General features: G+C 53.0%; 11 protein-coding genes. 8 read left to right on the forward strand and 3 right to left on the reverse strand.

Annotation, left to right across the window (positions count from 1 at the left end; genetic code table 11):
- Nucleotides 1–70 precede the first annotated feature (70 nt).
- The 3 genes from EDI29_RS10360 (at nt 71) to adrA (ending at nt 3,712) form a co-directional block, all read left to right on the forward strand.
- Nucleotides 71–1,495, forward strand: coding sequence for a glycoside hydrolase family 1 protein (locus EDI29_RS10360; protein WP_137740844.1), 1,425 nt, complete (start codon nt 71–73; stop codon nt 1,493–1,495).
- A gap of 95 nt (nt 1,496–1,590) precedes the next feature.
- Entirely contained in the window at nt 1,591–2,427 is an 837-nt protein-coding gene (gene licT / locus EDI29_RS10365; RefSeq protein ID WP_137740845.1) for a BglG family transcription antiterminator LicT, read from the forward strand.
- Nucleotides 2,428–2,650: 223 nt separating this feature from the next.
- A complete protein-coding gene (gene adrA, locus EDI29_RS10370) occupies nt 2,651–3,712 on the forward strand; it encodes a diguanylate cyclase AdrA (protein WP_137740846.1) in 1,062 nt (353 codons plus the stop codon).
- Nucleotides 3,713–3,828: 116 nt separating this feature from the next.
- Here the strand turns inward: adrA and EDI29_RS10375 are convergent, their stop codons facing one another.
- The 3 genes from EDI29_RS10375 to EDI29_RS10385 all read right to left on the reverse strand — a co-directional run bounded on the left by EDI29_RS10375 (nt 3,829) and on the right by EDI29_RS10385 (nt 6,458).
- Nucleotides 3,829–4,932, reverse strand: coding sequence for an ABC transporter substrate-binding protein (locus EDI29_RS10375; protein ID WP_137740847.1), 1,104 nt, complete (start codon nt 4,930–4,932; stop codon nt 3,829–3,831).
- A gap of 316 nt (nt 4,933–5,248) precedes the next feature.
- Nucleotides 5,249–5,554, reverse strand: coding sequence for a putative quinol monooxygenase (locus tag EDI29_RS10380; protein ID WP_137740848.1), 306 nt, complete (start codon nt 5,552–5,554; stop codon nt 5,249–5,251).
- 46 nt (nt 5,555–5,600) lie between these two features.
- Nucleotides 5,601–6,458 (reverse strand): MurR/RpiR family transcriptional regulator, encoded by an 858-nt coding sequence (locus EDI29_RS10385; RefSeq protein ID WP_137740849.1) that lies wholly within the window; start codon nt 6,456–6,458, stop codon nt 5,601–5,603.
- Between the two features lie 327 nt (nt 6,459–6,785).
- Here EDI29_RS10385 and EDI29_RS10390 point away from each other — a divergent pair, with 327 nt between their 5' ends.
- From EDI29_RS10390 to EDI29_RS10410, 5 genes are all read left to right on the forward strand, one after another.
- Nucleotides 6,786–8,297: a CoA-acylating methylmalonate-semialdehyde dehydrogenase gene (locus EDI29_RS10390; RefSeq protein WP_137740850.1), complete on the forward strand. Its 1,512-nt coding sequence runs from the start codon at nt 6,786–6,788 to the stop codon at nt 8,295–8,297.
- Between the two features lie 186 nt (nt 8,298–8,483).
- Nucleotides 8,484–10,415, forward strand: a complete 1,932-nt coding sequence (gene iolD, locus EDI29_RS10395) for a 3D-(3,5/4)-trihydroxycyclohexane-1,2-dione acylhydrolase (decyclizing) (protein WP_137740851.1) — start codon at nt 8,484–8,486, stop codon at nt 10,413–10,415.
- 753 nt (nt 10,416–11,168) lie between these two features.
- Complete coding sequence (iolG, locus tag EDI29_RS10400; protein ID WP_010308440.1) at nt 11,169–12,155, forward strand: inositol 2-dehydrogenase; 987 nt, start codon at nt 11,169–11,171, stop codon at nt 12,153–12,155.
- 80 nt (nt 12,156–12,235) lie between these two features.
- Nucleotides 12,236–13,174 (forward strand): substrate-binding domain-containing protein, encoded by a 939-nt coding sequence (locus tag EDI29_RS10405; RefSeq protein WP_102116574.1) that lies wholly within the window; start codon nt 12,236–12,238, stop codon nt 13,172–13,174.
- A gap of 66 nt (nt 13,175–13,240) precedes the next feature.
- Complete coding sequence (locus EDI29_RS10410) at nt 13,241–14,788, forward strand: sugar ABC transporter ATP-binding protein (protein ID WP_137740852.1); 1,548 nt, start codon at nt 13,241–13,243, stop codon at nt 14,786–14,788.

A 14,788-nucleotide genomic window follows, 5' to 3' on the forward strand; every position in this document is an offset into this window, starting at 1 on the left:
GTAACATCAGTAATGTTTTGCTGACACTGTCTTGTTAAGAAAGAGTCTCGTTGAGAAAAGGAGAAAAACTGTGCAATACCGTCATCTTAAACGTTTCCCTGAAGGTTTTTTATGGGGCGCAGCGACATCGGCTTATCAGGTTGAAGGAGCATGGAATGAAGACGGCAAAGGGCCGTCGGTGATTGATGCCCGAACGTCTTATCCTGAAGGGACAACGGATTTTAAAGTCGCCAGCGACCATTACCATCGTTACAAGGAAGATGTCGCACTGTTTGCCGATATTGGTTTCAAAACTTACCGCTTTTCTATCGCCTGGAGCCGCATTATTCCTGACGGCAATGGCAAACTAAATCCAGCGGGCATTGCGTTTTATCACAACCTTATTGATGAGTTGCTGCATTACGGTATTGTGCCGATCGTCACCATGTACCATTTCGACCTGCCGCAGGCGCTACAGGAAAAAGGTGGTTGGTACAACCGTGAAACCGTGGATGCATTTGAGCGCTTTGCTAACGTGCTGTTTGATGAGTATGGCGACAAGGTGAAGTACTGGTTGACCATCAATGAGCAGAACATGATGATTTTGCACGGTTCTGCATTGGGTACGTTAGATCCTACGCTAGAAAATCCGAAGCAGAATCTCTATCAGCAGAACCACAACATGCTGGTGGCACAGGCAAAAGCGATGACTGCGCTGCATGAAAAAGTGCCCGGTGCAAAAATTGGCCCCGCACCCAATATCGCGTTGATTTATCCGGCTTCATCGAAGCCCGAAGATGTGATGGCCGCATTCAACTATAATGCGATCCGCAACTGGCTGTATTTAGATATGGCGGTATACGGGCGTTACAACACGGCGGCCTGGCGCTATATGGAGGAAAAAGGGTATACGCCGGAAATTTTGCCCGGTGATATGGATATTCTTGCATCGGCAAAACCTGATTTTATCGCGTTTAATTACTACACCTCGCAAACGGTTGAAGCCAGTAAAGGCGACGGTTCAGATGAGATCGCTCGCGGCGGCGACCAGCATCTGAAATCGGGTGAGGAAGGCGTACATCGTGGCGCAAGCAATCCATTTTTGCAGAAAAATGCCTTTGGCTGGGAAATCGATCCCATCGGCTTCCGCAATACCTTGCGTGAACTACACGATCGTTATCATTTACCCCTAATCATCACGGAAAATGGGCTGGGTGCGTTCGATAAGCTCGATGAGAGTGGCGAAATTCATGATGATTACCGTATTGATTATCTACAACGCCACATTGAGCAAATTCAGCTTGCGATTACCGATGGTGTAGATGTCTTCGGCTATACACCGTGGTCGGCGTTGGATCTCATTTCTACTCATCAGGGATGTTCGAAACGCTATGGTTTTATTTACGTTAACCGCGAAGAATTCGATCTGAAAGATTTGCGGCGTATCCGTAAAAAAAGCGCATACTGGTATGCTGATATTATTAAAAACAATGGGCTGGATAGCTCAGACGTGTAAATGATAAAAAAATATGCCTCGGTAATACCATGGTCGAGGTGCTAAACGGCAGGGGAGGCCTACGAGCCTTCCCGTCAGACAGGACGGCTGGTGCGATGATCATTGAAAAAATACTGAGCAATAACGCCGTGCTGGTGCTGGCAGATGATCGACGTGAAATTGTGGCGATTGGCAAAGGTGTCGGCTTTGGTAAAAAGGTCGGTGACCCTATCGATCCGCAGCGCATTGAAAGTCAGTTTGTGAAGAAAAGCGACGGCATGGCGGATGTGCTGTCACAGCTGCTGGCGGACATTCCTCCTGACTGTCTGACGGTAACGCAGCAGATTATTACGCTGGCGCAAAAAACGCTGCGGCTTGATGTGCAGGACACGCTGTTTCTGGCATTAAGTGACCACATCAACTTCGCTATTCAGCGCTATAAGAAAGGGCAGACGATAAAAAATCTGATGTTGTGGGATATTCGCCAGTTCTATCGCGGTGAATTTGCCGTTGGGCTGGAGGCTTTGGAGCTGATTCGCGCCAGGCTGGATATCGATTTGCCGGAGGATGAAGCGGGGTTTATTGCGCTGCATCTGGCGAATGCGGCGAATAACAGCGATATGCAGAGTACGATGCAAAGTGCGGGTATCATTAAAGATATTTTGACCATCCTAAAGTACGATCTGCATATCACTTTTGATGAACATTCCCTTAATTATCAGCGTTTGGTTACGCACCTTAAGTTCTTCGCTTTGCGTTTATTAAATCGGGAAACGGTAAGCCACGGCGACGACTCTATCTATCAAGGGATTACCGAGCTGATGCCGCGAGCCTATGCCTGCGCGATGAAAGTGCATGACTATGTGGAAAAGAATTATGCCTGCCAACTGACTACCGATGAAATCATGTTTCTGACTATTCATATCAACCGGTTACATCCCTCCTCATCTTAATCACGCAGGTTATTGTGGTAGAGACACCTGCGGAATGAACGGTACAGGCCGAACCTCACGGGTAAGACCACCGTGGATTAACATTCGTGTTACTCTGTTTAGCCATTACGACACCCGTTCGTTATGTAATAAAATGAATGTAAAAACTACTCACTGTTGCTGACATGCTTTCAGCCATAATGTTCTTTCTCGCTATTAGTTAGTGAACCGCATGGGGGTCGTTATGTCAGCCTCGCTGCCGACGTTTTTGACGGTAGATGTACGTCGCTCAGGGCTACGCTTTTCTCAGCGTGTCTACATTCCGCGCATTGTCGGTACGACACTGTGTTCTCTCTTTATTTCTTCGGTGCTGATTACCAAGCCAACACCGGTGCTATTGTGGGGACTGCTCTTTCTCAATGTTTTTGCCTGGCCTCACCTGGCTTACATGTTATCCCGACGCTCTCGTGACCCTATGCGGCGCGAGAAACGTAATCTATTGATTGATGTGGTCTTTGGTGGCATCTGGATAGGGTTTATGGGCGTAAACCTTTTGCCCAGCGCACTGATTGTTGCAATGGTTGGAATGAACGGCACGGCTGGCGGTGGTATCAAGCTGTTTGTTCAGGGCATTGTATTACAGTGTGTCACCAGCATGCTGGTTCTTGCGCTATTTGCCGTACCTGTCTCGCTGGAGACTACGCCGATACAGCTTTATGCCTGTCTGCCTATGTTGCTGATCTACCCAATTTCTCTGGGCTATGTGACCTACACTACCGCGTTGAAACTGGCGGAACACAAACGTATGCTGATGGAAGTCAGCATCCATGACGGTATGACTAACCTCTATAATCGCCACCATTGGGAACACCTGCTGAAACATGAGTATGACATTTGTCAGCGTTATAAGCGGACGGCGACGTTGATTCTGTTCGATATCGATCATTTTAAAGCGTTTAACGATAACTATGGGCATAACGTCGGCGATCAGGCGATATTGTTGCTGGCACGTGAATTAACGTCCGGTTTTCGGGAAACGGATGTGATTGGGCGATTCGGTGGGGATGAGTTTGCCGTTATTTTACCGCAAACCCGAGCAGGGGATGCGCTGGATGCGGTGAATCGTATTCGAGAAAGTCTATCGTTGAAGTTTCTCAACCAGACACCTCAGCTGGCGGTTTTTGTCAGCGTTGGCATTGCGGAAATTTCGCCGGATATGGGGCAGTACATTGACTGGTTAAAAGCGGCGGATATGGCGCTCTATCGGGCAAAAAATAAAGGTCGCCGCCGAACTGAAGTGGCCTGAATCCACAAGACCCCTGTCTGATAGGTTTGTGTGCTGACGGCTACTAACAAAGAAGCCCTTATCGCCATCGAGGCAGTGATAAGGGCTTTTTCTATTATAAGAACGCGAATAACCTATTAATGTGGTAATGCTTCTTTTGGATGCAGCCCCAGGTTACCCGGAGACGGCTCGCCTTTCACCTCGCCGAGATACAGACCGATCTGAGCACGGAACGATTCTACCGCCTCCCGATCGCTCATGAAGTCGGCAAAGGCTTGTGGACTCGTATTCTTATATTCCCAGATAGGTTTATAGCCAGCGGGCGGTGCAACGTCAGTACGAACCGACCACATATACCAGACATTGCTCTGCGTCTCTTTATCCAACAGCCAGCTCAGGTACAGCTTGGCGCTTTCCGGGTGTTTAGCCTGTTTGAAAATGGCTGCACGTTGTGCCCAGGAGACGAACGGATCGCTCTTAGGCAGAACAAAACGGGAATTGGCATTCTGATCGGGAGCAAGCGCGCCGTCGGTTGAGAATGTCGCCGCAGATTTACCGCTTTCTACATCATCTGCCGGTGCCTGTGTACCACGCACGTAAACGGGATTCTGTTCTTTGAACTTCGCAACATATTCCCAGCCGTATTTATCCACGACCTGCTTAAACCAGAACAACACCGCATCGTCATCGTTCGGGTAGGTCAAGACAATGCTGCCTTTCAGATCGGGACGCAGGTAATCATTGGCTTCTGTCGGCCAGGCATTTTCAGCGATCAGCTTGGTATTGACCACATTACTGAATGCATCGACAAATACGCCGGTCCAGGCGCCGTCTTTATCTTTAAATGCTGGATACACTTTGTCCCAGCCAATAGGCTTGTAACTCAGCAACACGCCTTCTTTCTTCCAGCGCGGGTAATCTTGCAAGGTTTGTAGCTGTACCACATCTGGCACCAGCGTATTGGTTTCTAACTGGTTATCAATACGAGCATCGTGGAATTTACTGTAGTCCACAATGACGTTGAGTTTCATACCTGGAAAGCGTTTTTCAAACGCCTGTTTGATGCCATCCTGCTGACCCGGCGTGTCGCCGCCTGCGTAGACGGTAACCACACCGCCTTCCCGTAGGGCATTCTGATAAAGCTCGTTAATCGGGCGTTTATCAGCCTCTACTACCGCATAGCTGCTCGCTGCCGTCGCCATCAGCGCCGTGAATGCGACCACCTGTTTTATATTAAACATCGATTCCTCCTGAATGAGAGTCGGTATCTACCTATACCTCATTTACCTATTACGGCCGTAGGCCGGGATAAAGAAATATGGGTGATATCATTAAATGATTATCAGGTTGTTTAATTTGTTTGATAATCATTTGTCTGCTGATAAACATTTTTTCTCTTGCTATCAGCAGATTTTGAATATGTTATCTGATTTGATGGGATGATTGATAAAATTAAATTGAATTTTTTATTCAAAATAAATGAATAATAGATATAAGGAAAAAATGGGATATGCCGACAATCGAGTTAGGCCGCCAAGCGACCTAAAATCGGATGGGTTAACGCGAGGAGGTCGTGCCGTCAAACGGGTCCATCAAGAGAAATGTGCACTCGGCACGCTGGTGGCTATTTATCATGGGAACCAGACGCTGGAAGTGTTCAGTCTGGCAGTGAATGTCTAGCGCGGCTCTATCCGGCCAGGCTTCGATAAAGGTGAAATGCCCCGGATCTTTCTGATTGATAAAAAGCGCATAGGAGATGCACAGCGGCTCTTGTCGCGTTTTCTCTACTAATTCTCGGTACAGCGGCATGACTGCCTCAATGCTCTCCGGCTTAATAAAATCCTGTGCGATGACTTGAAGCATAAAATGGGTATCCTTACTTATTGATCTGACTAATTAAATGGCTCGTCTAGCCGCGCTGCTGCTTTTCGCTCTGTTCCGCGCCGTTTCCCTGCCGGTAGGCGAGCGATACCATCAATGACTGCACCAGACACAGCGTGGCAGACTGTGAACGGAACGCATCAACTTGCGCTTCCTTCACCACAAAACAAACGTCGCTGAGCGTTGCCAGCGGGCTGATCTGACTGTCGGTAATCACGATTTGCCGCGCGCCGGCTTTTGCTGCCATCTCGCTGACCATCACGGTTTCCTGTGAGTAGGGTGAGAAGCTGATAGAAACCACCACGTCGCGTGAGCTGACCCGGCTGAGCTGTTCGCGAAACATACCTCCCAGGCCGTTTACCAGAATCGCACTGCTTTCCAGATGGCTGAGCGCGTAGGTGAGGTAAGTGGCAACGCTGAACGAGCGCCGTAGTCCGACGATATAGATGGTCTCCGCCTGCGCCAGCAGATCGACGGCTTTTTGCAGATCTTCTTGCGGAGTACGTGCTGCCAGCTGTTGCATTGCCTGCGCGTTTGAGCGGGCAAATTCATGCAGAATATCCAGCGGCGTTTCTGGCACCGCATCGGCTTCCATCGCCCGAAACAGCCGCGCCCGGTCGGTATAGCTGGCGGTTTCCTCTACCAGATTCATACGGAACAGCTGTTTCATTTCGTTGAAGCCGCTGAAATCAAAGGCGTTGGCGAAGCGAATCAACGTTGAGGGGGGGACGTCGGCGCGTTCGGCGATCACCGCGACGGTATCGAATGCGATGCTGTTGGTATTATCCAGCACATAGTGCGCCACCTGTTGTAACCGCTTGCTGAGCGAATCATAACGCTCGCGGATCTGTTCCTGTAACTCTCTCAGGCTGGTTGCCATGGGCATATCGGGTTATCTCCCAAAGACGTATAAGAACCTATCCCATTAGGGCGATTTCATGACTGGCGCCTGAAACGGAACAGAAAATTCATTTCTGGATACGGTTGTTTTATCTGTACGACATTTTTGGCGGCACGCCTTTTATCGATACGGCTATTTTCAGAGGCTGCTCGCCTGTCTTTATGGACGGCTGTCTTCAAGTTTACATAAAAATTCGCAGCGGATCACAATAATCAACATTTATTTTATTTTTACGTTAAATGGAATATTCATTTCATATACTGTAATCCGATGTCAGCCGTTTGTCTCCTCAAAACCCACAAAGGTGTAAACATGGAAACCGTATCTAACTTCATTCAGGGGGCGATTGCCTCCAGCAACAGCCAACGCTACGCCGCGGTGTATAACCCAGCGACGGGCGAGCAGATTCGCCAGGTTGTGATGTCTGATAAGGCGGAAGTCGAGCAGGCGATTGCCAGCGCGGCGGCGGCATTCCCTGCGTGGTCAAAGCACTCTCCGCTACGCCGTGCGCGTGTGTTGTTTCGCTTTAAAGCGCTGCTGGAAGAACGCATGGATACGCTGGCCCGGCTGATTTCACAGGAGCATGGCAAGATCTATTCCGATGCCGTGGGGGAGGTGACACGCGGGCTGGAAGTCGTTGAATTTGCCTGCGGTATTCCGCATCTGCAAAAAGGCGAACACTCGGCGAATGTGGGTACTGGGGTGGATAGTCATTCACTCATGCAGCCGCTCGGCGTGTGCGTCGGGATTACGCCGTTCAATTTCCCAGCGATGGTGCCCATGTGGATGTTCCCGATCGCGCTGGCGACCGGCAATACCTTTGTGCTGAAACCGTCGGAAAAAGATCCGTCGCTCTCGCTGCTGCTAGCGCAACTGCTGAAAGAAGCAGGTCTACCTGACGGCGTGTTTAACGTCGTTCAGGGTGATAAAGAAGCGGTGGATGTACTGCTGACCGATCCGCGCGTGCAGGCGGTGAGTTTTGTGGGATCAACGCCAGTGGCGGAATATATTTATCAGACGGCATCGGCGCACGGCAAACGCTGTCAGGCGCTGGGCGGGGCGAAAAACCACTGCATCCTGATGCCGGATGCCGACATGGACATGGCTGCCAGCGCGATCATGGGCGCGGCGTTTGGCGCGGCAGGCGAACGCTGCATGGCGCTGTCGGTGGTGGTGGCTGTCGGAGATGACACGGCGGAAGCGCTGCATCAGCGTCTGAGCGCACAGATCAAAGCAATGCGCGTCGGGCCGGGCTTGGTGGATGGGCAGGAAAATGAAATGGGGCCGGTGATCAGCGCGCCACATCGGGCGAAGATTGCCGACTATATTCAAAGCGGCGTCGATCAGGGCGCGACGTTGCGCATCGATGGCCGCACGCTGTCTGTACAGGGGCACCCGCAAGGCTACTTCATCGGGCCGACGCTGTTCGATAACGTCACGCCGGAGATGAGGATCTATCAGGAAGAAATTTTTGGCCCGGTGCTGTCCGTCGTGCGTGTGCCGGATTACCAGACGGCGGTGACGCTGATTAATAACCATGAATACGGCAACGGTACCGCTATTTTTACCCGTGACGGCGAAACGGCGCGTCAGTTCTGCGAAGAGGTGCAGGCAGGCATGGTCGGCGTAAACGTACCGATTCCGGTGCCGATGGCGTTCCATAGTTTCGGCGGCTGGAAGCGCTCCATTTTTGGGCCGCTGAACGTTCACGGCAATGACGGTGTGCGTTTCTACACCCGCATGAAAACCGTCACCAGCCGCTGGCCCGCCAGCGTCCGCCTGGAACACCACACCAGCAGCTTCGTCATGCCCACGCTGGAGTGAGGATGTGTGTCACGTTAGTAACGATAACAAGAACCAGAAATGTGCTGCATCAAGAATGTGTAGTTTTAGGGGGAACACGGGGATGAGGTTCCCGCAGGGACGCCTCGCCCCGTGGTATACCCGTGTATCTCGATATTGCAGCAGGGATCAGTAATTTAATCCTCCCTTACGTGAAGGAGTAGATCAATGGATACGTGTCGCATCACCATGGCGCAAGCGCTGGTCAGGTTTCTCAACCAGCAATACCTCAGCGTAGACGGTGAAGAATCCCCCTTTGTGCAGGGCGTCATGACCATTTTCGGTCACGGTAATGTGCTGGGCATCGGTCAGGCGCTGGAGCAGGAGGCGAATCGTCTCACCGTGCATCAGGGGTGCAACGAACAGGGAATGGCGCATATCGCCGTCGGGTTTGCCAAACAGCACAAGCGGCGGAAAATCTATGCGGTGACTTCTTCTGTAGGGCCAGGGGCGGCGAATATGGTAACCGCGGCGGCGACCGCCACTGCCAACCGTATTCCGGTGCTGCTGCTGCCCGGCGATCTCTTCGCCTGCCGCCAGCCGGACCCGGTGTTGCAGCAGGTCGAGCAGTACCACGATCTGTCTATTAGTACCAATGACTGCTTTAAACCGGTTTCCCGCTATTGGGATCGTATTAATCGGCCTGAACAGCTGATGAGTGCGCTGATTAACGCCATGCGCGTGCTGACCGATCCGGCCGACACCGGTGCGGTGACGCTATGTTTACCGCAGGATGTGCAGGCAGAAGTCTGGGATTACCCAGCATCGTTTTTCCGCAAGCGCGTTCATCACCTCGAACGCCGCCCGCCGGATGCGGCACGGCTGGATGAAGCGGCGGCTCTGATTGCGAAAAAACGTCGTCCGATGCTGATTTGTGGCGGTGGTGTCCGTTATTCCGGCGCGCATGATGCGCTGGTGCAGTTTGCCGAGCAGTTTGCGATTCCGTTTGGCGAAACGCAGGCGGGCAAAGGCGCGATTGTGTCATCACATCCGCTGAACTGTGGCGGTATTGGCGTGACGGGGGGGCTGGCGGCGAATCGGCTGGCGCACGAGGCGGATCTGATTATCGGCGTCGGGACGCGTTTAACCGATTTTACCACTGGCTCCAAATCGCTGTTTCAGAACCCGAACGTCGAATTTTTACTGCTCAACGTTGCCGAATTCGATGCGTTAAAACTGGATGCGCTACCTCTGATCGCCGATGCGCGTATCGGGCTGGAGGCGCTGGCCGAACGGCTGGCGGCGGCATCGTATCGTAGCGGCTGGCAGCAGGCTATCGAACAGGCGCGTGCGGAATGGAACGACGAGCTACAGCGGCTGTTTACCGTGCAGGATAACGGTGAACGGGTGCCAGAGGTGGTGGATGGTCTGGCAGACAAGCTGGATGAATACCGTCAGACGCTGAATACCCATCTGACGCAAACGCGGGTGCTTGGCATTCTGAATGAGAAACTGGAGGATAACGCGATTGTGGTTGGCGCGGCGGGCTCACTGCCGGGCGATCTACAGCGCGTGTGGCAGGTGAAAACGCCAGACAGCTATCATCTGGAATATGGTTACTCCTGCATGGGATATGAGATTGCGGCGGCGATTGGCGCACGCCTTGCGGCACCGCAGCAGCCCGTCTACGCGATGGTCGGCGACGGTTCCTATTTGATGCTTCATACCGAACTGCAAACGGCGGTACAGGAGGGCATCAAAATCACCGTGCTGCTGTTCGACAACGGAGGCTTTGGTTGTATCAACAACCTGCAAATGAGTCAGGGTATGGGCAGCTTCTGTACGGAAAACCGCTACCGCGATGCGGAGTCGGGACAACTGCGCGGCGCACTCATTCCGGTAGATTTCGCCAAGAACGCGGAAAGCTACGGCTGCAAAGCGTGGCGGGTGCATGATGAAGCCTCGCTCAGGCAGGCACTGACGGAATCACGCGAACATCCGGGACCAGTACTGCTTGATATCAAAGTATTGCCAAAGACCATGACGCACGGCTACGAATCCTGGTGGCGCACCGGCACGGCGCAGGTTGCCGACAACCCAGAGATCGAGGCTGCCGCCAATAGCGTGAAAGCCGCGCTCTCCCGTGCCCGACAGTATTAAATGCTCCCCTTTCGCACTGTCTCTTATCTACAAATAACGCAAGGGCGCAAGTGAGGTTGGGCGTAATCCGGCGTAAGAAATTATGCTGAGGAGATAGCAGGCTTAGGATGAGCCGCATGGACGCGGCGAAAGCTTGCGCCACGCAGGGAGCGTGTCGCAAGCGGTCCGTTAAGCCTGATGCCGACGATGGCATCGCGCAGCGACATAATTTAGCCGGAAGCCTGGGTTCGCAGGGCGGCGGCGACTGAGCGCCCTGCGTCGGGCGCGTGCTACGAGGTAGCATGGAATGGCAGCATTGTGGCGCACGAAACCTTCTCCTCGTTCGCATAAAATTTGACGAAGGGACAGCCTGTATAGATGACGTTTGCGATCTTTAGTGCTGTCTAATCCTCCCTCTAGACGCTCAAATCGAACTGAAATATTCATTTCATTTTCAAACCACAGTTTCATTTTCTCTCCTATTTCGTTCCTGTGCTGCTTCAATCCGCTGACAGCCTTGTATAACTCCACCGACATACTCATTCGATGTGTGATTGGGGTTGCAGAAAACAGCGAAGATGTCATGAAAATGTTAACTGGCGCGCAAAAACATAATTTTCAATTTATACAAAACTGAAATAAATGTTTTATTTTATCTATCAGGATTCGCGGTAAAGAGCGGGTGATGATGGGGCTGGGGAGAATGCGACTAGCCGTTATCCGTCACTTTTTCAGTCTGGCATTACACGCCACTCAGGCAGCAAGGGAGCATCTATGTTTAACATCGCTTTACTGGGCGCGGGCCGTATCGGTCAGGTCCATGCAGTGAACATCGCGGCACACAAAGAAACCAACCTGTACGCGGTGGTCGATCCCAACCCGGCAAATGCCACGGCGCTGGCAGAACGTTATCATACCAAAGTAAAAACGGTTGACGAGGTTATGAACGATCCGGCGGTGCACGCCGTCCTGATTGCCTCCGCAACCGACACGCACGCTGACCTGATTGAGCTGGCCGCCAAACACGGCAAAGCCATTTTCTGTGAAAAACCGGTGCATCTGGATATTGCCCGTGTCCGTGACTGCCTGACCGTCGTCAAACAGCAGAACGTGCCGTTGTTTGTCGGCTTCAACCGTCGCTACGACCCGCAATTCCGTCGTGTCAAAACGCTGGCGGGTGAAGGCCGCATCGGCAAGCCGGAATCTCTCCTGATTATCTCCCGCGATCCATCGCCGCCGCCTGCTGAGTATGTCCGCGTTTCCGGCGGCATGTTCCGCGATATGACGATCCATGATTTCGATATGGCGCGTTTCATTATGGGCGAAGAGCCGGTGTCGGTCTTTGCACAAGGCAGTAATCTGGTCGATCCGGCGATTGGTGAAGCGGGCGACATCGATACTGCGTTTATCGTGCTGAAATTTGCTTCTGGCGCGATGGCGACCATCGTCAACAGCCGCCGCTCCGGCTACGGCTACGATCAGCGTCTCGAATTGCATGGCGCGAAGGGCGTGCTCAGCGCGGGTAACATCCGCGAAAACGTGGTCGAGCAGTGGACTGACGACGGCTGTCTGGCGGCAAAACCCGAATATTTCTTCCTACAACGCTATCACGCCGCCTACGCGGCAGAGTGGCAGCACTTTGTCGATGTGCTGAATGGCCGCACGCAGCCGGAATGCTCCGGTCTGGACGGTGAGCGTGCGCTGAATCTGGCGGATAAAGCCTTTGAATCACTGGCTCAAGGCAAGGAGGTTGCCGTGTAATCGTATCGGCATCGGCACATCGCGTTTTACCTGCTTTCAACCCTACACCCATACCCATAACAGAAGCAGAGAAAAGACATATGAAAAAGATCATCAGCGTTTCCGCAATCGCCATCGCACTGGGTCTGTCTGGTTTTGCTCAGGCCCAAAATGAACAAATCGTTTTCAGTACGCCGAATCTCGCTATGCCATTTGAAGTACACATGCAGCGCACCGCTGTTAAAGCCGCCAAAGAACTGGGCGTGAATTTGCAGGTGTTGGATGGGCAGGGTAGCTCACCGAAGCAGGCCGCCGACTTGGAAAATGCCATTACGCGTGGGGCACAGGGCTTTGTTGTATCGCCGAATGACGTCAACGCGGTGTCCAGCGCGGTTACCGATATTCAGGATGCCAAGCTACCGGTGGTGACGCTGGATCGTTCGGTAAAAACAGAAAAAGCGGTGCCGCACTTTGGGGCTAATAACTATAAAGGCGGTCAGGCGATTGCCGACTATGTCAAAACCAAATTCCCGAATGGTGCAGAGATTATTCTGCTGACCGGTCAACCAGGCTCTTCTTCTAACATCGAACGCACGCAGGGGATTCGCGACAGCCTGAAAGCAGGCGGCAGTAAATACCACATCGTCGCCGACCAGACGGGGAACTGGATGCGTTCCGAAGGGATGCGCATCGTTGAAAGTGTGTTTCCTTCGCTACCTAAACGCCCGCAGGTGATCCTCTCTGCGAACGACGACATGGCGCTGGGGGCGATTGAAGCGTTACAAGGGCAAGGTCTAAAACCCGGTGACGTAATGGTGACTGGCTTTGACGCCGTGCCGGAAGCGCTGGCTCGCGTACGCGACGGCTGGTTGGCGGTAACTGCCGATCAACGTCCGGGCTACGCGGTGACGACCGCACTGACGCAGTTGACCAATAACATCCGTAGTAAAGCGCCTATCACCGGGGCCGACTACCAACCGACCATGATTACCAAAGATAACCTGAACGATGCCGAGCGTATTGGCGAAGCGGGTAAATAAGTCGCTCTCTACATAACAGGTATTCAGCAGGCCGCGTCCGCGCGGCCTTGCCGGAGGAAGGTAAACATGACGGAACCCCTACTGAACATTACCAATTTGGCAAAGAGTTTCTCCGGCGTTTGGGCGCTGAGCAACGCGCAGTTGACCGTACAGGCGGGAGAGATTCATGCGCTATTGGGAGAAAACGGCGCGGGAAAATCGACGCTGTTGAAGGCGCTGGCAGGGGCGCAGCCGCAGACCAGCGGCGATATCTGGTTTGGTGGCGAGACGCTGTTACCGCTCGAATCGCCCGTTGAGCGCCAAAAGCGGGGGATTATCACCATTTATCAGGAATTTAATCTGCTGCCCAATATGAGCGTGGCAGAGAACATGTTCCTGGGACGCGAACCGCAGCGTAGTAGCGTATTCGTGGATGCGCTGGCGGTGAATCGCGAGGCGAAAGCGGTGCTGGATTATCTGAAATTGAACATTGCGCCGACGACGCAGGTCGCGCGTTTGAGCGTGGCGCAGCAGCAGATGGTGGAGATTGCCAGAGCGCTGACGCTGAACGCCAAGCTGATTGTGATGGACGAACCGTCGGCGGCGCTGAGCGACAGTGAAGTTGATAGCCTGCACCGCGTGGTGCGCGAGCTGAAAGGGCGCGGCGTGAGCGTGGTGTATGTCACGCACCGGCTGCACGAAGTTTTCCAACTGTGCGATCGGTTTACCGTCTTTCAGGACGGCCGCTATACCGGTTCTGGGGATGTCGCTAGCACCAACGTGCAGGAAATTATTCGCCTGATGGTCGGCCGTGACGTGGTGTTTAACCGCCGTCCGCCTGCGGAAACGCATCATCAGGATAAGCCAGTACGGCTGGCAGTGAAGGGCTTAAGCCGGGAAAAACCGCCGCTGGATGCGCACGGCATCGCGCTGAAGGACATCAACTTCCAGGTGCATGCGGGCGAAGTACTCGGTATTGCCGGGCTGGTGGGCGCGGGACGTACGGAAATCGCGCGTTGCCTGTTTGGTGCCGATGCGTTCTCTACCGGTGAATTTGTGCTGGATGACGAACCCTATTATCCCTCCACGCCGCTGCATGCGTTGTCGCAAGGCATCGCGCTGGTGCCGGAAGACCGTAAGAAAGAAGGTGCGGTGCTGGGGCTCTCGATCAGGGAAAACATCTCGCTCTCTAATCTCTCATCACTGATGCGCTGGCGCTGGTTTGTCGACATCCGTAAGGAAGACGACCTGATCGAGGCCTACCGTCAGGCGCTGCACATCAAGATGGTGAACAGCGAGCAGGAAGTGCGCAAGCTGTCGGGCGGGAACCAGCAAAAAGTGATTCTTGCCCGCTGTATGGCACTGAATCCCAAAGTATTGATCGTGGATGAGCCCACGCGCGGCATCGATGTCGGCACCAAGTCCGAAGTGCATCAGGTGCTGTTCGATATGGCGAAGCGGGGCGTCGCCGTGATTGTGATTTCCTCCGACCTGCCGGAGATCATGGCGATTTCCGACCGCATTATCACGCTCAGCGAAGGGCGGATCAGCGGGGAAATTCATGGCGATGACGCCACAGAAGAAAAACTGATGACGATGATGGCCATTTGCCACGACGCATTACACGCAGCATAA

The organism is Pectobacterium polonicum, from assembly GCF_005497185.1.
In the GTDB taxonomy this organism is placed as follows: Bacteria; Pseudomonadota; Gammaproteobacteria; order Enterobacterales; family Enterobacteriaceae; genus Pectobacterium; species Pectobacterium polonicum.

Excerpts from the sequence above, each read along its gene's own strand:
- iolG (WP_010308440.1), top strand. The coding sequence starts at position 11,169 with ATGTTTAACATCGCTTTACTGGGCGCGGGCCGTATCGGTCAGGTCCAT.
- adrA (WP_137740846.1), top strand. The coding sequence starts at position 2,651 with ATGTCAGCCTCGCTGCCGACGTTTTTGACGGTAGATGTACGTCGCTCA.
- EDI29_RS10405 (WP_102116574.1), top strand. The coding sequence starts at position 12,236 with ATGAAAAAGATCATCAGCGTTTCCGCAATCGCCATCGCACTGGGTCTG.
- EDI29_RS10375 (WP_137740847.1), bottom strand. The coding sequence starts at position 4,932 with ATGTTTAATATAAAACAGGTGGTCGCATTCACGGCGCTGATGGCGACG.
- EDI29_RS10410 (WP_137740852.1), top strand. The coding sequence starts at position 13,241 with ATGACGGAACCCCTACTGAACATTACCAATTTGGCAAAGAGTTTCTCC.
- licT (WP_137740845.1), top strand. The coding sequence starts at position 1,591 with ATGATCATTGAAAAAATACTGAGCAATAACGCCGTGCTGGTGCTGGCA.
- EDI29_RS10385 (WP_137740849.1), bottom strand. The coding sequence starts at position 6,458 with ATGCCCATGGCAACCAGCCTGAGAGAGTTACAGGAACAGATCCGCGAG.
- EDI29_RS10390 (WP_137740850.1), top strand. The coding sequence starts at position 6,786 with ATGGAAACCGTATCTAACTTCATTCAGGGGGCGATTGCCTCCAGCAAC.
- iolD (WP_137740851.1), top strand. The coding sequence starts at position 8,484 with ATGGATACGTGTCGCATCACCATGGCGCAAGCGCTGGTCAGGTTTCTC.
- EDI29_RS10380 (WP_137740848.1), bottom strand. The coding sequence starts at position 5,554 with ATGCTTCAAGTCATCGCACAGGATTTTATTAAGCCGGAGAGCATTGAG.